Source organism: Micromonospora sp. NPDC051141, from assembly GCF_044455765.1.
Taxonomy (GTDB): Bacteria; Actinomycetota; Actinomycetes; order Mycobacteriales; family Micromonosporaceae; genus Micromonospora.
The window spans coordinates 13,220-33,211 of the sequence record NZ_JBITFD010000006.1 but is presented as its reverse complement, the minus strand read 5'-3'; the positions used below and the strand labels follow the sequence as shown (position 1 = coordinate 33,211).

Below are 19,992 nucleotides of genomic sequence, written 5' to 3'. Positions count from 1 at the left end.
CCTTTCCCCCCCCCCCCCCCCCCCCCCGGGCGCCCGCCCCCGCGCCCCCCGCCCCCGCCCCCCCCCCCCCCCCCCCCCCCCCGCGCCCGGCGCCCCCCCCCCCCCCCCCCCCCCCCCCCCCCCCCCCCCCCCCCGCTGCCCTGACCACCACCGGACAACGCCTGCGGCGGGCGTACCACCGTCGCGGAGAGGATCACCGATGAGACACCTCAGCTCGGCCCGCCGCCGGGCCACCGCCGTCCTGGCGGCCGGACTGCTGCTGGCCGGCGCCCTGGTCGGCCTGCGCCCGTCCACGGCCTCGGCGCTGGAGAACGGCGCGGCCCGGACGCCGCCGATGGGTTGGAACAGTTGGAACACGTTCGGCTGCAACATCAACGAGACGCTGATCCGGCAGATGACCGACGCGATGGTCAGTTCGGGGATGCGGGACGCCGGTTATCAGTACGTCGTCGTCGACGACTGTTGGATGAACCAGAACCGGGACTCGGCGGGGAACCTCCAGGGTGACCCGAGTCGGTTCCCGTCGGGGATGAAGGCCCTCGGTGACTACATCCACGCGCGGGGGCTGAAGTTCGGCATCTACCAGGGCCCGCTGACCGAGACGTGCGCGCAGTACTTCAACAGTTATCCCGGCTCGACCGGGGCCCAGGGGCACGAGGCCCAGGACGCCCGTCAGTTCGCGGCGTGGGGGGTGGACTACCTCAAGTACGACTGGTGCTCGCCCAGCGGCACGATCGACGACCAGGTGCGGGTGTTCAACCTCATGCGCGACGCGCTCGCGGCGACCGGTCGGCCGATCGTCTACAGCATCAACTCCAACAGCATCCACTCCAAGACCGGTCCGCAACGGGACTGGGGTGACGTGGCGAACATGTGGCGGACCACGGAGGACATCACCAACGCGTGGAACACCGGTCAGACCAACGGCTACCCGATGGGCATCCAGAACATCGTGGACGTGACGGTGCCGTTGGCCGGGCGGGCGAAGCCGGGCGCGTTCAACGACATGGACATGTTGGAGGTCGGTCGGGGCGGGATGACCGACACGGAGATGCGCAGTCACTTCGCGTTGTGGGCGGTGCTGGCGTCGCCGCTGATCGCGGGCAACGACCTGCGCAACATGACCGCGGCCACGCAGACGATCCTGAAGAACGCGAACCTGATCGGCATCAGTCAGGACCCGCTCGCGTTGCAGGCGGGGCAGGTGTCCTTCGACGGGACCCGGCGGGTGCTGGCCAAGCGGCTGGCCAACGGTGACGTCGCGGTCGCCCTGTTCAACCAGGGCAGCGCCAGCACGACGATCTCGACGACCGCCGCCGCCATCGGCAAGACCGGCACGTCGTTCACCCTGCTGGACGCGTGGACCAACGCGACAAGCACCACCTCCGGCACCATCTCGGCCACCGTCCCGGGGCACGGCACGGTCGTCTACCGGGTCAGCGGCGGCGGCACCGGCACCCCGCCGCCGACCACCGGCGGGGCGCTCGTCAGCGCCGCCTCCGGCCGCTGCCTGGACGTGCCGCAGAGCAACACCGCCAACGGCACCCAGCCGGTGATCTGGGACTGCAACGGCGCCGCCAACCAGCGGTGGACGTTCAGCGGGGACGCGATCCAGGCGCTGGGCAAGTGTCTGGATTCGCCGACCAACGCCGGCGCGGGCACGAAGGCGCAGATCTGGGACTGCAACGGCGGCACCAACCAGCGGTGGACCCGTAACAGCGACGGCACCATCCGCAACCAGCAGTCCGGCCTCTGCCTGGACGTCAACGGCGCCGCCACCGCCAACGGCACCACCGTGATCCTGTGGACCTGCACCGCCGCCGCCAACCAGCGGTGGACGGTGAGTTAGGACGTCCGCCCGACGTCGCCCCGGCCGGGTCCCACCCGGTCCGGCCGGGGCGCGTCGTCGTGCGAAGGCCGCGTGCCGGGTGAGTCAGCGGGCGAGCCAGCCCCCGTCGACCGCGAGCACCGTGCCGTGCACGTACGCGGCAGCCTCCGAGGCCAGGAAGACGGTGGCCCCGGCGAGATCCTCGGGCCGGCCCCAGCGTCCGGCCGGGATTCGTGCCACGATCGCCCGGTCGCGTTCCGGCTGGTCCCGCAACGCCTGGGTGTTGTCGGTGGCGATGTAGCCGGGCGCGATCGCGTTGACGTTGACGCCGTGGGGCGCCCACTCGTTGGCCAGCGCCCGGGTCAGCCCGGCGATCCCCGACTTCGCCGCCGCGTAGGACGGCACGGTCACGCCGCCCTGGAAACTCAGCATCGAGGCGGTAAAGATGATCTTGCCGGAGCCGCGCCGGACCATGTCCCGGCCGACCTCGCGGGCGAGGATGAACGGGGCGGTGAGATCGACCTCCAGCACCTGGGCCCAGTCCTCGTCCGGGTGCGCGACGGCCGGGGCACGGCGGATCGTGCCGGCGTTGTTGACCAGGATGTCCACCGGCCGATCCCGGCGGCCCAGCCACCCGGCGAGCGTGTGCACGGCGGCCCGGTCGGCCAGGTCGCACCGGTGCGGCACGAACGAGCGGCCGTGCGCGGTCACCCGCGCCTCGACCTCGCTGCCGGTCTCCTCCAGGGCGGCGCTGACGCCGATCACGTCCGCGCCCGCCGCCGCCAGCGCCTCCGCCATCGCCAGGCCGATCCCGCGCCGGCAGCCGGTGACCACGGCGAGCCGGCCGCTCAGGTCGAACGGGTTCACACCCCACCTCCACAGTCCACCAGCACCTTCACGTCGCCGCCGGCGGCGAGCGCCCGGAACGCCTCGGTCACGTCGTCAAGCGGCACGATCCGGGAGATGAGCCGCGCCGCGGGCACCTCCCGACGGTGCACCAGGCGGACCGCCTCGGCGTAGTCCTCCCGCCGGTAGACCCGCACCCCGATCACCTCCAGCTCGCGCCAGAAGATCCGGTGCAGGTCCACCTCCCGCGGCGTGGGATGGATCGCCACCACCACCAGCCGCCCGCGTACGGCGAGCAGGTCGGTCGCGACGCGTACCCCGGTCGCCGACCCGGACGCCTCGAAGACCACGTCGGCGCCGGCGCCCCCGGTCGCATCCTCGACGAGTCCCACCGGGTCCGTCGCCACCGGGTCCACGGCGGACAGGCCGAGGTCGACGGCGAGCGCGCGGCGTCGCGGATCGATCTCCAGCACGGTCACCGTGGCGCCGGCCGCCCGGGCGACCGCGCCGATGAGCAGACCGACCGGACCCGCGCCGATGACCACCGCGTGTTCGCCCGCCGTCAGGCGGGACCGCCGCACGTCGTGCACGGCCACCGCGGTGGGCTCGACCAGGGCCGCCTCGGCCAGTGGCAGGTCGTCCGGCAGCGGCACCACGATCCGGGCCGGCACCGTCCAGGAGCGCTGCATCGCGCCGGGGGAGTCGATGCCGATGAAGTTCAGCCGGTGGCAGATGTGCTGGTGACCGGCCCGGCAGGCGGGGCACCGGTCGCACCAGTCCAGCGGCATCACCGTCACCGGCTCGCCCACCCGCCGGTCGGTGACGCCCGGGCCGATCTCCGCGATGCGACCGGACATCTCGTGCCCGATCACCGCCGGCACGCCGACCCGGTGATCCATCGCGCCGTGCGCGACGTGCAGGTCCGTGCCGCAGATGCCGGTGTACGTCACCGCGATGCGTACCTCGCCGGGCCCGGGTGGCACCTCCCGGGTGTCCTCGACGACGAACCTCCGGTCGCCGACGTAGTGCGCGCTGCGGTTCACCACGCCTCCTCGGTCAGGTGCCAGACCTCGTGCATCGGTGCCCACCAGTGGCCGGAGCCGGGCTCGGCGAGCGATTCCTGGCAGGGGTCGGTCAGCCGCCACCACGCCCGGGTCTGCGGATCGGCGGCGATCCGACGCTGGTCCGCGTCGTGGTCGTCGCCGACGTACTCGTAGTAGCCGAACAGCAGGTCCCCGTGCAGGAAGATGCTGTAGTTGCGGATGCGCGCCGCCCGCAGCGTCTGCTCGACGCCGGGCCAGACGGCGGCGTGCAGCCGCAGGTAGGTTTCCCGGTGGTCCGGCCGCAGCCGGATCACACAGCCGTAACGTCGCACCTCATGCCTCTCCGATAGGGGTGTTCTCCGGTCGGCCGCTGGGCCAGGCGAGGTCACGCACCGGCATCAACAGCTTCTCGATGTCGTCGAGCAGGTCGGGATCGGGCTCGGACAGGGCCCAGCGCACGTTGCGGGCCATGTTCGCGGCGTCGGCGGAACCGACGAACGTGGTGGCGAACCGCGTCGGCGCGGCGGCGAAGCCGAGCGCGACCCGGGCGATGTCGACACCACGCCGCGCGCACAGGTCGGCCACGGCGGTCGCGGCCCGGCGGAGTTCCGGCGGGGCCGGATGCCAGTCGGGCGCGCCGCGCCGGGACAGCAGCCCCATGGCCAGTGGGGAGGCGTTCAGCACCGCGACGCCCCGGGCGGTGAACTCCGGCTCGGCCGTGGCCAGCGCGCGGTCGAGCAGGGTGTAGCGGCAGTACGACAGCACGGTGTCCAGCGGGACCGCCGCCGCGACCCGACGCAACGCGGCCAGCGGGTAGCCGGTCACGCCGATGAAGCGGATCTTCCCCGCCTCGCGCAGACGGGCCAGCGCGGGCAACGTCTCGCCGATGATCTGGTCGAGGTCGCCGAACTCGATGTCGTGACACTGGACCAGGTCCAGGTGGTCGGTGCCGAGGCGGGCCAGGCTCTCCTCGACGCTGCGGACCGTGCGGGACGCGGAGAAGTCGAACGTCGTCTCGCCGTACCGGCCGACCTTGGTGGCCAGGACGTAGCTGGCCCGATCGACGCCACGCAGGGCGCGTCCGAGCACCGTCTCCGCGGTGGTGGCGCCGTAGTAGGGCGAGACGTCGATGATGTTCACGCCGAGTTCCAGCGTGGCGCGCACGGCCTCGATGCCGGCCCGTTCGTCGATCCGGCCGAAGACGCCGCCGAGGGGGGAGGCGCCGTACCCGAGCATCGACACGGTCAGGCCGGTGCGGCCCAGCGGACGGTATCGCATGGTGTCAGGACCCTTTCCGCGGACGGCGGGGCTGGCGACGGCGGCCGGAGTCGGGCAGACGTCGGACGAATCTATAGTGGTGGGCACGGCCGCTGCCCGCCGCGGGCGACGGAGCCACTTCCCAGGCACCCGGTGGGCCGGTCCGAAGGGGGCGGCAATGGCACTGACCGACGACGCGATCGCGCGGATCCGCGGCATGATCTCCAGTGGGGAACTGCCGCCGGGCGCGCGGCTGCCACCGGAGCCGCAGCTCGCCGCGCAGATGGGCCTGTCGCGCAGTGGGGTGCGGGAGGCGGTCAAGGTGCTCGAGTCGGCCCGGGTGCTCGACGTGCGTCGCGGCGACGGCACCTACGTGACCAGCCTCGCCCCGCGGCTGTTGCTGGAGGGCCTGGGCGTCGCGGTCGAGTTGCTGCGCGACGACACGCTGCTGGAGGTGATGGAGGTCCGCCGGATGCTGGAGCCGGTGGCCACCGGCCTCGCCGCGTTGCGGATGACCGACACCGAGCTGGACGAACTCGACCGGATCCTGCAGGACATGCGGGCCGCCGCCGACGACGCCGAGAAGCTCATCCAGTTCGACACCGCCTTCCACCACACCGTGGTCGCGACCACCGGCAACGAGACGCTCACCTCGCTGCTCGACGGGCTCTCCGGCCGGACGCTGCGGGCCCGGGTCTGGCGTGGGCTGATCGAGGCCAACGCGGCGCACAAGACGATCGACGAACACCAGGCGATCTACCTCGCCCTGCGCTCGCGCGACCAGTTGCTCGCGCAGGCCACCGCGCTGATGCATGTCAACACCTCCGAGGCGTGGTTGCGGACCGTGCTCGCCGCCCAGGCGAGGGCTGCCTGACCGGCGGGCTCACGTCGCCGGCCCGGGCGCGGCCGGTTCGGCCGGTGGTGTCAGGCGGTAGGTGCGCACGGCGGTGCCGGCGAAGATCTCCCGCCGGTCCCCGGGTGACAGGGGCGGCAGGGCGGCCGTCAGGGCCCGCCGCACCCCCGGGTAGTCCGACCTGAGCAGGCACACCGGCCAGTCCGAGCCGAACATCAGACGGCCCGGGCCGAACTCGTCGACGGCGACCTCGACGAACGGGCTCAGGTCGGCCGGCGACCAGTCCGGCGCCGCCTCCGTGACCAGGCCCGACAGCTTGCCGGTGACGTTGGGACTGGCGGCTAGCGCGGCGAGCGGGTCGCGCCAGCCGGCCAGCCCGGCGGCCCCGCGGTCGATGCGCGGCTTGCCGAGGTGGTCGAGGACGAACGAGAGCTGCGGCACCGCCCGGGCCGCCCGCGCCGCCGCGGGCAGTTGGTCGGCACGGATCACCAGGTCGAACACCAGGCCGGCGTCGGCCACCTCGGCGAGCCCGCGCCGTACGTCGGGACGGTCGAGGTGGTCGGGGTCGGCCTCGCCCTGGACCTGCGACCGCAACCCGACCAGCAGCTCCCCGCCGGGCAGGCGCCGGTAGCGCCGGACGGTGGCCGAGACCTCGCCCCCGGCGATGTCGACCCAGGCCACCACGCCGAGGATCGCCGGCGTGTCCGCAGCGTGACCGAGGAACTCGGCGGCCTCGTCCGGGTGGCAGCGGCCACCCTCCACCAGCACGGTGCCGTCCACGCCGGCCGAGGTGAGCTCGGCGGTCAGGTCGGCCGGGGTGAAGGGGCGGCGGATCGCCGCCAGCGCCGGATCGTCGAGCCAGTGGTACCCGCGGTCGGGCTGCCACAGGTGGTGATGCGCGTCGATGATCATGCGAGTGCGGCTCCGGTCGTCGCCACCGCCCACCGGGGTCCGTCGGGGAAGCGGTAGTCGGCAAGCGAGGGCGCGAGGATCTCCGCGCTCATGCCGGGGGAGCGGGGCGCGAGGTAGCGACCGTCGCGGATCCGGACCGGATCCGCGAAGTGCTCGTGCAGGTGGTCGACGTACTCGATGGCCCGGTCGGTGGTGCTGCCGGTGAGGGCGACGAAGTCGAACATGGCGAGGTGTTGCACCAGCTCGCACAGCCCCACCCCGCCGGCGTGCGGGCAGACCGGCACGCCGAACTTCGCCGCGAGCAGCAGGATGGCCAGATTCTCGTTGACCCCGGCGACCCGGCAGGCGTCGATCTGGACCACGTCGACGGCGCCGGCCTGGAGCAGTTGCTTGAACATCACCGCGTTGTGCCCGTGCTCGCCGGTGGCCACCTTCGTCGGGGCGACGGCCGAGCGGACGGCGGCGTGCCCGAGGATGTCGTCGGGTGAGGTCGGCTCCTCGATCCAGTACGGGTCGAACGGGGCCAGTTCGCGCATCCAGCGGATCGCCTCGGGCACCCCCCACACCTGGTTCGCGTCGACCGCGATGCGCACGTCCGGACCGACGGCCCGGCGGGCGATGCCCAGCCGGCGTACGTCGTCGGCGAGGTCCCCGCCCACCTTCAGCTTGATCAGCCGGAACCCGGCCGCGACCGCCTCCGTGCAGAGCCGGGCCAGCTTGTCGTCGTCGTAACCGAGCCAACCCGGCGTCGTGGTGTACGCCGGGAAGCCCTCGGCCAGCAGACGGCGCTCCCGGTCCGCCCGCCCGTCCACGGCGGCACGCAACAGCGCCAGCGCCTCGTCCTCGGTGAGGGCGTCACGCAGGTAGCGGAAGTCGACCTGTGCCACGAGCTGCTCCGGGGTGAGGTCGGCGAGCAGCTTCCACAACGGCTTGTCGGCCCGCCGGGCGGCGAGGTCCCAGACCGCGTTCACCAGGCCGCCGGCGGCCATGTGCACGACCCCCTTCGCCGGGCCCAGCCAGCGGATCTGGCTGTCGCCGACCAACCGGCGCGCGAGCGCACCGGGGTCGGCGACCAGCGCCTCGACCGGCTGGCCCTCGATCATCGGGGCCAGCGACCGGAGGGCCCGGATCAGGATCTCGGTGCCCCGCCCCACGGTGAACACGAGGCCGTGTCCCTCGGCGCCGCCCGAGGTGCGCAGGATGACGTAGGCGGCGGAGTAGTCCGGGAACGGGTTCATCGCGTCCGAGCCGTCGCGGTGGCGCGACGTCGGGAACCGGACGTCGATGGTCTCTACGGATGTGATGTGCTCGGACAACGGTTCTCCCGGTCGGTCGAGGTGGGCTGGCTCGCCGGCGGCGCCGGACGGGGCGGTGGCGTCATGTCTGCGCCTTGCCGCCGGTGATCCGGGAGACCGTCAGGGCGACCAGGATGACGGCGCCGTTGAGGAAGTTGGTCCACTGGGCGGGCACTCCGGCGAGGGTGAGCACATTAATGATCATGAAGAGGAGCAGGACGCCGGTGAAGGCGCCGAACACGCTGCCCTTGCCGCCGTTGAGACTGACCCCGCCGATGACCGCCGCCGCGAACACCTGGAAGATGGCGCCGTCGCCCTGCGCCGCCGGCACCGCGGCGAGTCGCCCGCTGATGAGCAAGCCGGCGAGCGCGGCCAGCACGCTCGCCACCACGAGGGCGGCCCACAACACCCGGTCGGTGCGGATGCCGGCGGCGCGGGCCGCGTCGGCGTTGCCGCCGGCCATCACCACCTTCTGCTGGTTGCCCCCGGACAGGTCGGCGACGGGGACGTGCGGTCCGGCCGCCTTGACGGCCAGCTCGGTGATGGCGGTGCGGGCCACGACGTCCCGGCGTCCCGGCGAGATGAGCCCACGCCGCGCGATGCGCTCCGGCACGGTCATCGTGACGGCCCGGCGAACTTCGCGCCGGCGTCGGCGAACAACTGGGCCCACTCGCCGGGGTCGAAGTTGCCGCCGGCCGAGCGCAGCCGGGGCGCGAACTGCACGAACCGGCCCGACCGGTCGTTCGCGCCGGTGATGAAGTGGTGGTACGGCCAGACCGACGGGTCACCGTAGACGGACTTGTGGTGGTTGTTCTCGTTCGAGCCGTTGTTGTACATGTTGCGCGGGTACCACTCGTTGGCGTACGCCGGCACGCTGAACGCTCCCCAGTGGAAGTAGACGCCGAACTTGGCGTCCTGGAACCACTCCGGCGCGGCCGGGTGCTGACCGACCGACGCCCACGTCTCGGCGTAGCTGGCGGGGCCGGGGACGGCGGCGGCGGACTCGGGACGGAGGACGCCGCCCACGGCGACCGCGGCCCCGCCAGCACCGAGAGCGGTCAGGAGCGAACGACGGGTGAGGTGGGGACGGGACATGGTGATCCCTCCGAAGTGGTGGTGGGTGAGGGGCTCACATCGCTGATACATCAGACGTTATGCGTTACATCTGCGTAACGTCAACGTCTTCGTCCCGGTTGGAATGACCATTCGAAAAGCGATACGTCTTATGTATTCCGGACCAACGCTGTCACCTGCGTTAACGCTAACATCGATGGAGATGGAGGTTTTCGGAGGCGCGGTGGTTCGGCGCGGCGGCAACCGGGTAGGGAGGACAGCTTCCGAGGGGCTCCGGCGAGCGGAGCCGCCCGAGCGGAAGCGAGGGACGACCCGTGGGCGATCGGAACGACAACGGACGGGGCAAGCCGTCGCCGGAATACGGCGGGGCGGAACTGGACCGCCTCGGTTCCGTGCTCGTCGACCTGGCGCGTCGCCTCCAGCACGAGAAGGACGAACAGAGCACCCTCGACGCGATTGTCAGGTCCGCCGTCGACACCATCCCCGGCGCCGAGTACGCCGCGATCTCGGAGATCCGCGCTCGACGGCGGATCCGCACCACCGCCGCCACCGAGCAGGTGGTGTGCGACGTCGACCAGGTGCAGTACGACACGAACCAGGGGCCCTGCCTGTCATCCCTGTACGAGCAGACGACGGTGCGGGTGGCCGACGTGCGCAACGACGCCCGCTGGCCCCGGTTCAGCGCGGGGACGGCCGGGCTGGGCATCGGCAGCATGCTGTCGTTCCAGCTCTACGTCTCGGACGACAACCTCGGCGCGCTCAACCTCTACGCCCGGCGGGCGGACGCGTTCGGCGACGAGTCGGAGCAGGTGGGCCTGCTGTTCGCCGCGCACGCCGCGGTCGCCATGTCCGACGCCCGGCAGATCACCCAGCTCACCCAGGCCCTCGGCGCGCGGGACGTGATCGGCCAGGCCAAGGGCATCCTGATGGAACGGCACCGGCTCACCGGCGAGCAGGCGTTCCGGCTCCTGGTGATGAGCAGCCAACACACCAACACCAAGCTGCTCGACGTGGCGCGTCACCTGGCCGAGTCCGGCGAACTCACCGCCCCGAGGTGACCGTCCCCGGCCGCGTCGAGGCCGAGCACGGTCGCCACGCCGGCGATCTCCAGCACCCGACGGACGTTCCGCGGGGTGTTGACCAGTACCAGGTGGCAGCCCCGGTGCTGCGCGTCCTGCGCCGCCTCCAGCAGGGTCCGGATGCCCGACGAGTCCAGGAACCGTACGCCGGCGAGGTCGACCAACAGCCGGTGCAGCGGGCGTCGGCGCAGCAGGTCGGCCAGCGCCAGCGCCAGCTCGTCGGCGGTGGCCATGTCCACCTCGCCGGTCACCATCAGCACGACCCGTCCGGCACCGGCGTCGGCCGGCGCCACGGTCAGGGCACCGGTGGAGGCGCGGTCGTCAAAGGGCCTCGGAGATGTCACGAGGAAGCTCCCGGGGAAACGCCGGCGGGGACGCTCGGATCAGAACGATCCGCCGGGCGCCCAGCTTAGCCGGTGACCGGCCGGCCACCCACTTCCGGTCGGTGCCTCAACCGCTGCGCACGGTGGTGAGGTCGGCCAGACCGGAGATGGTGAGCAGCGGTTCCAGCAGCGGACTGGCGACGAGCGCGATGCGTTCGGCGTGCGGGAACAGCACGGCCAGGCCGGCGCTGTCGAGATATTCCACCGCGGTCAGGTCCACCACGAGGGGGTCGCCGTCGGGCCGGACGGCGTCGTCGAGCGCGGCGGCGAAGGCAGCCGCGTTGCTCATGTCGATCTCGCCGACCGCGGTCAGCACGCGAACCCCGTCGGGGTCGCCGCCGGTGGTGAGCGTCAGGGCCGTACTCATCGGATGATCCTTGCCTGCATGTCGACGGTGGTGCCGGTGGCCCCCGGGGTCACCGTGATGGAGTCCATCAGAGCACGCATGAGCACCAGCCCGCGGCCCCGGTGCGGGTCCGACGGCCGGTCCCGGTCCCGCCAGTGCCCGCTGTCGGTGACGCTCACCCGCAGCGCGTCGGCGGTGGCGGCGGCGCGCAGCCGGATCCGCCCGCCGGGACTGTCCCGGTGACCGTGCTCGATCGCGTTGGCGCACGCCTCACCGGCGGCCACCAGCACGTTGTAGGAGGACGCCGGGGCCAGCCCGCACCGGTCCAGCCACCCGCGCAACGCGGAACGCACCTCGGCCAGCCGCGACGACTCGGCGGGGAAGTCCAGCTCCAGCGGCCCGGGGTGTCGGTAGAGCAGCAGAGCCACGTCGTCGTCGTACCCGCCCTCCGGGGTGAGCTGGTCCATCACCTCGGTGGCCAGCGCCTCGACCGGGATGCCCCGGCCCTCCTGGATCGTCGTGACGGCCCGGTCGATGCCGGCGGTCAGCGGCTGGCGGCGGCGTTCGACCAGACCGTCGGTGTAGAGCATGAGCGTGGCCCGGGCCGGCACGGTGATCTCCGCCTCCGGGCGTTCCCGCCCGGTGCGGACCGCGAGCGGGCGGGACCGGCCCTGGTCGAGGAGTTCGGGCGTGCCGTCGGGGTGCACCACGACGGCCGGCGGGTGCCCGGCGCTGGAGTAGCGCAGCCGGCCGGTCGCCGGGTCCAGCACACCGCAGAGGACTGTCGCGCACTGCGCGCCTGGGAGCAGGGCGGCGAACCGGTCCAGCGCCATCAGCGTCTGGGCCGGGCTGGCGTCCTGCAACAGCAGCGCCCGGCAGGCGCTGCGCAGCTGCCCCATCACGGTGGCGGCCCGCAGGCCGTGGCCGACGCAGTCGCCGACCACGATCGCGATCCGCCCGTCCGGCAGCTCGACCGTGTCGTACCAGTCGCCACCGACCTTGAGCGGAAGCGACGCCGGGGAGTAGCGCACGGCGAAGCCGGCAGGGAGCTGGGCCGGGCCGAGGATCGCCCGTTGCAGGGCCAGCGCGGTTTCCCGTTGCTGGTCGATCTGGTGCACCCGGTGCAGCCCCTGGGCGACGTGGCCGGCGAGCAGCGCCAGGAGCGTCTGGTCCTGTTCGGTGAAGGGCCGCTTCTCACCCAGGTCGATCCAGAGCGCCATGGTGCCGTCCGGATGCTCCAGCGCGATGCCGGCCCCGTGCGCCGGCGTGGCCACCGGGGTCAGCAGTGGCGTGTCCCGCAACGCCAACAGCTCCTGCCGGCGTTCGTCGGGCAGCGTGTCCCACTGGAGCAGGGGGTCGGTGGCGGTGACGTCGGGCCCGGCGGTGTCGCCGAAGACGGCGGTGACCACGCCGGTGGCGCGCCACAGCTTGCGCATCTCGTCCAGCACCCCGTGCAGGGCGTCGGTGAGATCGTCCGCCTGCGACAGCCGGAGGCTCAGCCCGGCCAGGGCGGTCTCCCGCTGCACGGCGTAGTGCTCGGCGGTGACGTCGCGGAACGTGCCCACGATGACCCGGCGACCGGTATCCGGGTCGTCCACCTGGTTGAACGAGGCCGCGGTCCAGAGCCGGTGCCCGTCGCGGTGGGTCACCGGCACGGTGTAGGTGCCCTTCGTCTGGCCGATGAGCACCGAGAACGCGGCGGACACCTGACGGTGCGCCTCCGGCTCCGCCTCCGGGTCCGGCCACCACGGGTGCACCGGCAGGTAGGGCAGGTTCTCCGGCCCGTAGCCGAGGATGTCGGTGAATGCCGCGTTGATCTCGATGACCGCGCCGGCCTCGTCGCAGACGAAGAACGCCTCCTGCAACGAGTCGACGAGCGCGGTGCGCCACCGGGCGTGGTGGTTGCGCAGCCGGGCCAGCTCCACGTTCGCCCGCACCCGGGCCAGCAGCTCGGCGGCCGGGAACGGCTTGACCAGGTAGTCGTCCGCGCCGGCCTCCAACCCCTCGATCGACGCCTCCTGCCCGGCGCGGGCGGACAGCAGCAGCACCGGCGTGCCGGCGGTCCGGGAGTCGGCCCGCAGCGCGGCCACCAGTTGCAGGCCGTCCAGCCGGGGCATCATCACGTCGCTGACCACCAGGTCCGGCGCGTGGGTGCGGGCGGCCTCCAACGCCGCCTGGCCGTCCGCCACGGCCTGCACCCGGTGCCCGGCCGAGCGCAGCAGGCGGGTGAGGTACTCGCGCATGTCGGTGTTGTCGTCGGCGACCAGGACCCGGGCCGGGACCTGCCCCGGCCGGGCCGGCGCGGGAGCCTGGACCGGTGTCGCCTCCTCGGGGGCGACCTCGGCCGTCGGTTCGCCGGGCAGCCAGCGCAGCGCCTCCTGCACGAACGGCTCGGCGGAGAGCGGCACGCGGCCGGAGCCGGCCGCGGCGATCGCGTCGGCCGGCAGGTGGGCGTCGCCGAACGGCAGCCGGACCGTGAACGCGGTGCCCCGGCCCACCGTGCTGCTGGCGGTGATGCTCCCACCGTGCAGCGTGACCAGCTCCTTGACCAGGGCCAGCCCGATGCCGCTGCCCTCGTCGGAGCGGGAGCGGGCGTTCTCGATCCGGTGGAACCGCTCGAACAGCCGGGGCATCTCCTCCTCGGCGACGCCGATGCCGGTGTCGACCACCCGCAGCACGGCCTGCCCGTGCTCGGCGCGCAGCTCGACCCGCACGCTGCCGTCGAAGGTGAACTTCAGGGCGTTGCTGAGCAGGTTGAGCACCACCTTCTCCCACATGCCGGGGTCGATGTGCACCGGCTCGGGCAGGGGCGGGCAGTCGACCTCGAAGGTCAGGCCGGCGCGTTCGATCGCCGAGCGGAAGACGCTGGCCAGGTCGGCGGTCACCGCGGCCAGGTCCACCGGCTGGTAGCGGGCCTGCATCCGGCCGGCCTCGATCCGGGAGAAGTCGAGCAGGCTGTTCACGAGCTTGCCCAGGCGCAGCCCGTTGCGTCGGATGACCTCCAGCTCCTCGCGCACCGGCCCGTCGGCGTCCCGCAGCCGGCCCCGCAACTCGTCCACCGGTCCCATGATCAACGTCAACGGGGTGCGGAACTCGTGACTGATGTTGGAGAAGAAGGCGGTCTTCGCCCGGTCCAGCTCGGCGAGCTCCTCGGCCCGCCGCTGCTGGGCCTGGTAGCTGCGGGCGCTGGCGATCCCGGTCGCCACGTGCCCGGCGGTCAGTTCCACGAACCCGCGGTAGCCGTCGTCGAGGGCCCGGTAGCGGTTGAGCCCGGCCACCAGGAACCCGTACGGCGTGCCGCCCTGCTGGCGCAGCGGCACCAGCAACGCCTCGGTCGGCGGGTCCGGCCAGGCGCCCGTCGGCAGGTCGTGTCGCACGGCGGAGTCCAGCGGCACCCGGACCATGTCCCCCTCGGTGACCGCCCGTGCCGGCCAGACCGCGTCGGGGTCGTCGAGCGACAGCGTGGCCGGCGCCGCCGGATGGCCGGCGGCGAACCCGGTCGCCTCCGCCAACCGCGCGTCGCCCTCGTCATCGAACAGGTACGTCAGCGTGAACGGCAGGTCGTGCGCGTTGCGCCCCAACTGGCGACCGGCGAAGGCGAGAGTCTCCTGCTCGGTGCGGATCACGCTCGGGTCGGAGCCGAGGTCCCGCAGCGTGGCCATCCGGCGCTCGCCGATGACCCGCTCGGTCTCCTCGCTGACCACGCAGAGCATCCCGACCAGCGTGCCGTCGTCGTCGCGCAGCGGGCTGTAGGAGAACGTGTGGTAGGTCTCCTCCCGGTAGCCGGCGCGTTCCAGGAACAGCAGCAGCCCCTCGTCCCAGGTCGCCTCGCCGGTACGCAGCACGGTGTCGATGCGGGGGCCGATGTCGGCCCAGATCTCCGCCCACACCTCGTTGGCCGGTCGGCCCAACGCCCACGGGTACTTGCGGCCCAGCGTGTCGCGGCGGTAGGCGGCGTTGCAGAAGAACGTCAGCTCGGGGCCCCAGGCCATCCACATCGGGAAGCGGGAGGAGAGCAGGATGCGCACCGCCGTCCGCAGGCTCTGCGGCCACCGCTCTGGCTGCCCCAGCGGATGGGTCGACCAGTCGACCCGGGCCAGATCCGGGCCGATCTCACCGTCGACGGCGAACACGTCGGCACGTGTCCGCGGGTCGGTGCCAGCGCCGGTCATCGCCCGAGTCTCCCTCACCACAGCAGATCCCGCTCGTCCAGGTCGAGGCACCACTGTGGGCGACAAATCCGGATACAAGCCGTCATCGAGTCGCCCGAACAGTCCCTCGGAGTAGCTCTCCGTACCGCTCTTGCCCCCGGGACGTCCCCGCCATGCCACCGACCGCCGTCGGGAGTGCCACAATCCCGGCCGCTGCCCGCCCGGCCGCTGCGACGCTTCCCGTCGTCGCCGGCAGGGGCGGGGGTGTGCGCGGACCGGGCCTGCCGCCGGACGCCCCGGCGCTGGGGAAGAGGGCCGGAAAACACCGAAGGCAGGGAGACGTCGCTCCCTGCCACTTCTAACGTATATCGCACCCCGGGGCTTGCCGCAAGATCCCGGTGGTGCCGCAGAATCGTCGGCCGGACGCGGATGAGCTGGAAAAACGGGGGGCACGACGATGGCCGGACGCTACGTGGTCGGGTTCGACGAGATCGACGAGAGGCAGGTCGCCATCGTCGGTGGCAAGGGCGCACACCTGGGGGCGCTGTCGCGGCTCGACGGGGTGAGCGTGCCGCCCGGCTTCTGCGTGACCACCGACGCGTACCGGCGGGCCGTGGCGGACCTGCCGGCGCTCGACGGGTCCCTGGACCGGCTCTCCCGGCTGCGTCCGGACGACCGCGAGGCGATCCGGGCGGTCAGCGCCGAGATCCGCCGCGTCGTCGAGGAGGCGGCCGTCCCGGCCGAGGTCGCGGCGGCGATCAGTGCGGCGCTGACCGGGCTCGGCGCGCACGCCGCCTACGCGGTGCGGTCCAGCGCCACGGCGGAGGACCTGCCGACGGCCTCCTTCGCCGGCCAGCAGGACACCTACCTGAACGTGGTGGGCCCGGACGAGATCCGCACCCACGTCGCCCGGTGCTGGGCGTCGCTGTTCACCGAGCGGGCGGTGACCTACCGGCTACGCAACGGCATCGATCACCGTACGGTGCACATGGCTGTGGTGGTGCAGCGGATGGTGCTCCCGGACGCCGCCGGGATCCTGTTCACCGCCGACCCGGTCAGCGGGAACCGGAAGGTCGCCTCCGTGGAGGCCGGGTTCGGTCTGGGCGAGGCCCTGGTCGCCGGCCTGGTCAACCCCGACGTGTTCACGGTGCGCGACGACCGGGTCCGCTCCCGGACCGTCGCCACCAAGCCGCGGGCCGTCCGCGCCGTGCCGGGCGGCGGGACGCGGACCGAGGCGGTCGATCCGGCCCGGCGGGAGCAGCCCGCGCTGACGGACGAGCAGGTCGTCCGTCTCGTCCGGCTCGGGCGGCGGATCGAGGCGCGGTTCGGCGGCCCGCAGGACGTGGAGTGGGCCCTGACCGACGGCGAACTGCACATCCTCCAGAGCCGCCCGATCACCACGCTGTTCCCGGTCCCGGTGGTCGACGACGGGCAGAACCACGTCTACCTCTCGGTCGGCCACCAGCAGATGATGACCGACGCGATGAAGCCGCTGGGACTGTCGATGTGGCGGCTGACCGCCATGGCGCCGATGCACGAGGCCGGTGGCCGGCTGTTCGTCGACGCCACCCGGCACCTGGCCACACCGGCGGGCCGGGCCGCCTTCCTGGACCTGATGACCAGATCGGATCCGCTGACCAGGGACGCGCTGGAGACGATCCTGGACCGCGGTGACGTCGTGCCGACGCGGCTCGACGACGGCCCCGCCGGTCCGCCCCCGGGGCTGCCGTCGGCGACGATCGAGACCGACCCGGCCGTCGTCACGGCGCTGATCGAGCAGAGTCGGGCCAGCATCGCCGCGCTGCGCCGTGACATCGGCACCCGGACCGGGCCGGCGCTGTTCGACTTCCTGGTGGCGGAGGCGTTCCCGGAGCACAGGCGAGCCCTCGCCGACCCGGTCAGCATGCAGGCGATCATGGCCGGGATGGAGGCCACCTGGTGGCTCAACGACAAGCTGGGGGAGTGGCTGGGCGAGCGGAACGCCGCCGACACGCTCACGCTGTCCGCGCCCGGCAACGTCACCTCGGAGATGGGGCTGGCGCTGCTCGACGTCGCCGACGTCATCCGCCCCCACCCCGAGGTGGTGGCGTTCCTCCGGAACGCCACGGACGACGGTTTCCTGGACGAGTTGCCGAAGCTGCCGGGCGGACGTGAGGCACGCGACGCCCTCCGGGACTACCTCGACCGGTACGGCATGCGGTGCGTCGGCGAGATCGACATCACCCGGCCCCGGTGGAGCGAGCGGCCGGCCACCCTCGTACCGCTGATCCTCGACCACGTCCGCAACGTCGCGCCCGGCGCCGCCGGACGGCGCTTTGCGGAGGGCCGGCAGGCGGTGCGGCGGAAGACCCGGGAGGTGCTCGACCGGCTCCGGGCCCTGCCGGACGGGGACCGCAAGGCCGACGAGACCCAACGGATGATCGACCGGGTCCGGACCTTCGTCGGCTACCGCGAGTATCCGAAGTACGCCATCGTGAGCCGCTACCTCGTCTACAAGCAGGCGCTGATGGCGGAGGCCGACCGGCTGGTACGCGACGGGGTGCTGCCCGACCGGGAGGACGTCTTCTTCCTGACCTTCGACGAGTTCCGCGACGCGGTGCGGACGCGCCGGGTGGACGCGCGGCTCATCCGCGAGCGCGCGGAGGCGTTCCGGCTCCACCAGGGGCTCACGCCGCCCCGCGTGCTCACCTCGGACGGCGAGGCGGTCCACGGGGCGTACCGGCGTGACGACGTGCCGGGCGGCGCGCTGGCCGGCGTCCCGGTGTCGACCGGCACGGTGGAGGGACGGGCCCGGATCGTCCTCGACCTGACCGGCGCGGACGTCGAACCGGGCCACATCCTCGTCACGGTCCACACCGACCCGAGCTGGACGCCGCTGTTCGTCGCCGTGGCCGGCCTGGTGACTGAGGTGGGCGGCCCGATGACCCACGGCGCGGTCATCGCCCGGGAGTACGGCCTGCCGGCCGTCGTGAACGTGCCGCGGGCCACCCGGCTGATCCGCGACGGGCAGCGGATCCGGGTGCACGGCGCCGGCGGGTACGTCGAGCTGGTGCCCTGATCCGGGTCAGGCAGCGCCCCGGTCGACCAGGCTGAACGTCGTGTCGATCGGGGCGTCGCCCATCTCCTGGACGTAGATCTCCTTCTCGGTGTCCTCCCACTGCACCACGCCGTACTTCTCGCTGATGATCGAGTAGGAGGTGCGGCCCGTGTCGTCCTTGCCCTCCCGGGAGATGCTGAACACGGTGGCCCCGGTGGGTTCGCACTCGGCGCCCACCAGGGACGCGTACCCCTCGGGGTCGAGCTTGACGCCGAGGCACGGACGGTGCGCGATGTCCGGGTTCACCGACTTGATCATGTAGTCGACGCCGACCGGTTCGAGCACGAAGAGCGCGTCCTTGCCGGTGCCGTCGCCGACCGTCAGCTCGCCGTCGAACGGCAGCGACAGGTCCCGGTCGATCTCGACCACGTGCAGCAGGAGCCGTCGCTGGCCGGCCAGCATGGCCCGGGTCCGGTCGGCCGACGCCGACGGCGACCCGCCCGGGGTACGGGACGCCGCCGCGGCGGACGCGCCGCCGGTCGACGGCGACGCGGACGGCGGGCCGCCGCCGGTCGGCGAACCGCTGCCGGCGGAGCCGGTGGGCGTCGAACCGGACCGGTCGCCCACCAGGTCCGCGCCGAACAGCGCGGCCGGCACCAGCACCGCCATCACGGCGGCGCCGGCGGCCAACCCGATGAGTCGGCGCCGCCGCGTCGTGGCCGCGCCGGCGTCCGCCGGTGCGCTCCGGTCCGCGCCGCCGGGATCGGCTCCCGTCGCGGGACCGGCCTTCGCTGCGGGATCGGCTCCCGTCGCGGGACCGGCCTTCGCCGCGGGGCCGGCTCCCGTCGCGGGATCGGCTTTCGCCGCGGGGCCGGCCTTCGCTCCCGCGCCGACGGCGGGGCCGGGACCGACACCGCGACCGACACCGGGGCCGCTCGCCGCTGCCGCGCTGGCGGGCGTCACCGGCCCGGCGGTCCGGACGGCGGCCCCGCTCGCCGGCGAGGCCGCGGTCAGGAGACCGTCGAGCAGGTCGCGGGCCGTCGGCCGGGCGGTCGGCTCCTTCTCCAGCGCCTGCGAGACCAGCTCCCGCAGCGGCCCGTCCAGACCGGTCAGGTCCGGCGGCTGGGTCATGATCCGCATCGCGGTGGCGGTGGCGGACTCGCCCTCGAACGGCGTCCGGCCGGTCGCGGCGAAGGCGACCACGGCGCCCCAGGCGAAGATGTCCGCGGCCGGACCCGTGCGTTGGCCGGACGCGCTCTCGAACCGCTCCGGAGCCATGTACGCGACGGTGCCGACCATCTGGTCGGTCCGGGTGTGCTGGCTCGTGGCCTCGAACGCGCGGGCGATGCCGAAGTCGATGACCTTGATCCCGCCGGGCGCGACCAGGACGTTGGCGGGTTTGAGGTCCCGGTGGATCACGCCGGCGCCGTGGATGGCGGTGAGCGCGGTGGCCACCCCGACCGCGATGCCGTGCACGCCGGCCGTCGTCATCGGCCCCCGGTCCCGGACCACCTGCACCAGGCTGGGCCCGTCGACGTACTCCACCACCAGGTACGGCGGGTCGTGGTCCGGGTCGGCGTCCAGCACCTCGGCGGTGCAGAACGGCGGCACCTGGCGGGCCCGGTTCACCTCGCTGCGGAACCGGCCCCGGAACTCGTCGTGGTGGGACAGTTCGGCGCGGACCACCTTGACCGCCACCTGCCGGCCCTGCGGCGACCGGGCCAGGAACACGCTGCCCATGCCGCCCTCGCCGAGCCGGCCGAGCAGTTCGTAACCACCGAGCCGGACCGGGTCGCCGGGACGCAGTCCCTCGTTCACTCCGGGCCTCCGCAGGCCGCAACCGCCCCGCGAACCGACACGCCTGTCACGCAGTTCCCCTTCGGACGCC

General features: G+C 73.2%; 16 protein-coding genes. 4 read left to right on the top strand and 12 right to left on the bottom strand.

Translation table 11 applies throughout. The features are described 5' to 3' along the window. The first annotated feature begins 199 nt into the window (after positions 1-199). Entirely contained in the window at positions 200-1,849 is a 1,650-nt protein-coding gene (locus ACIA6B_RS13645; RefSeq protein ID WP_396773218.1) for a glycoside hydrolase family 27 protein, read from the top strand. 84 nt (positions 1,850-1,933) lie between these two features. On the opposite strand, the gene ACIA6B_RS13640 is transcribed toward ACIA6B_RS13645, so the two are convergent. Genes ACIA6B_RS13640 through ACIA6B_RS13625 form a run of 4 tightly spaced genes read right to left on the bottom strand, consistent with a single transcriptional unit; the run spans position 1,934 to position 4,995 of the window. Next, positions 1,934-2,695, bottom strand: coding sequence for an SDR family oxidoreductase (locus ACIA6B_RS13640; protein WP_396773217.1), 762 nt, complete (start codon positions 2,693-2,695; stop codon positions 1,934-1,936). Next, complete coding sequence (locus tag ACIA6B_RS13635) at positions 2,692-3,717, bottom strand: zinc-binding dehydrogenase (protein WP_396773215.1); 1,026 nt, start codon at positions 3,715-3,717, stop codon at positions 2,692-2,694. Before ACIA6B_RS13635 ends, ACIA6B_RS13640 begins: the two co-directional genes overlap by 4 nt. Then, on the bottom strand, positions 3,714-4,049 hold the full coding sequence (locus tag ACIA6B_RS13630) for an L-rhamnose mutarotase (RefSeq protein ID WP_396773213.1): 336 nt from the start codon (positions 4,047-4,049) through the stop codon (positions 3,714-3,716). Before ACIA6B_RS13630 ends, ACIA6B_RS13635 begins: the two co-directional genes overlap by 4 nt. A gap of 1 nt (position 4,050) precedes the next feature. Beyond that, positions 4,051-4,995: an aldo/keto reductase gene (locus tag ACIA6B_RS13625; protein WP_396773212.1), complete on the bottom strand. Its 945-nt coding sequence runs from the start codon at positions 4,993-4,995 to the stop codon at positions 4,051-4,053. 157 nt (positions 4,996-5,152) lie between these two features. On the opposite strand from ACIA6B_RS13625, the gene ACIA6B_RS13620 reads away from it, so the two are divergent. Beyond that, positions 5,153-5,848 (top strand): FadR/GntR family transcriptional regulator, encoded by a 696-nt coding sequence (locus ACIA6B_RS13620; RefSeq protein WP_396773210.1) that lies wholly within the window; start codon positions 5,153-5,155, stop codon positions 5,846-5,848. A gap of 9 nt (positions 5,849-5,857) precedes the next feature. Here ACIA6B_RS13620 and ACIA6B_RS13615 read toward each other — a convergent pair whose 3' ends face one another. The 4 genes from ACIA6B_RS13615 to ACIA6B_RS13600 all read right to left on the bottom strand — a co-directional run bounded on the left by ACIA6B_RS13615 (position 5,858) and on the right by ACIA6B_RS13600 (position 9,129). After that, positions 5,858-6,739 (bottom strand): amidohydrolase family protein, encoded by an 882-nt coding sequence (locus tag ACIA6B_RS13615; RefSeq protein ID WP_396773208.1) that lies wholly within the window; start codon positions 6,737-6,739, stop codon positions 5,858-5,860. Continuing rightward, entirely contained in the window at positions 6,736-8,055 is a 1,320-nt protein-coding gene (locus tag ACIA6B_RS13610) for an enolase C-terminal domain-like protein (RefSeq protein WP_396773207.1), read from the bottom strand. The genes ACIA6B_RS13615 and ACIA6B_RS13610 overlap by 4 nt, the downstream gene beginning before the upstream one ends. Before the next feature lie 61 nt (positions 8,056-8,116). Further along, positions 8,117-8,647: a hypothetical protein gene (locus ACIA6B_RS13605; RefSeq protein ID WP_396773206.1), complete on the bottom strand. Its 531-nt coding sequence runs from the start codon at positions 8,645-8,647 to the stop codon at positions 8,117-8,119. Positions 8,648-8,649: 2 nt separating this feature from the next. Beyond that, entirely contained in the window at positions 8,650-9,129 is a 480-nt protein-coding gene (locus tag ACIA6B_RS13600; protein ID WP_396773205.1) for an alpha-L-fucosidase, read from the bottom strand. 293 nt (positions 9,130-9,422) lie between these two features. On the opposite strand from ACIA6B_RS13600, the gene ACIA6B_RS13595 reads away from it, so the two are divergent. Further along, positions 9,423-10,166: a GAF and ANTAR domain-containing protein gene (locus ACIA6B_RS13595; protein ID WP_396773204.1), complete on the top strand. Its 744-nt coding sequence runs from the start codon at positions 9,423-9,425 to the stop codon at positions 10,164-10,166. On the opposite strand, the gene ACIA6B_RS13590 is transcribed toward ACIA6B_RS13595, so the two are convergent. The 3 genes from ACIA6B_RS13590 to ACIA6B_RS13580 form a co-directional block, all read right to left on the bottom strand. Further along, positions 10,127-10,531: an STAS domain-containing protein gene (locus tag ACIA6B_RS13590; protein ID WP_396773203.1), complete on the bottom strand. Its 405-nt coding sequence runs from the start codon at positions 10,529-10,531 to the stop codon at positions 10,127-10,129. The two genes, ACIA6B_RS13595 and ACIA6B_RS13590, sit on opposite strands and share 40 nt — an antisense overlap. Positions 10,532-10,637: 106 nt before the next feature. Next, on the bottom strand, positions 10,638-10,937 hold the full coding sequence (locus ACIA6B_RS13585) for an STAS domain-containing protein (protein ID WP_396773201.1): 300 nt from the start codon (positions 10,935-10,937) through the stop codon (positions 10,638-10,640). Continuing rightward, positions 10,934-15,088, bottom strand: a complete 4,155-nt coding sequence (locus ACIA6B_RS13580; protein WP_396773199.1) for a SpoIIE family protein phosphatase — start codon at positions 15,086-15,088, stop codon at positions 10,934-10,936. The genes ACIA6B_RS13585 and ACIA6B_RS13580 overlap by 4 nt, the downstream gene beginning before the upstream one ends. 436 nt (positions 15,089-15,524) lie before the next feature. On the opposite strand from ACIA6B_RS13580, the gene rph reads away from it, so the two are divergent. After that, entirely contained in the window at positions 15,525-18,125 is a 2,601-nt protein-coding gene (gene rph / locus ACIA6B_RS13575) for a rifamycin-inactivating phosphotransferase (protein ID WP_396773197.1), read from the top strand. A gap of 6 nt (positions 18,126-18,131) precedes the next feature. Here rph and ACIA6B_RS13570 read toward each other — a convergent pair whose 3' ends face one another. Next, entirely contained in the window at positions 18,132-19,922 is a 1,791-nt protein-coding gene (locus tag ACIA6B_RS13570) for a serine/threonine protein kinase (protein WP_396773195.1), read from the bottom strand. Positions 19,923-19,992: the final 70 nt, after the last annotated feature.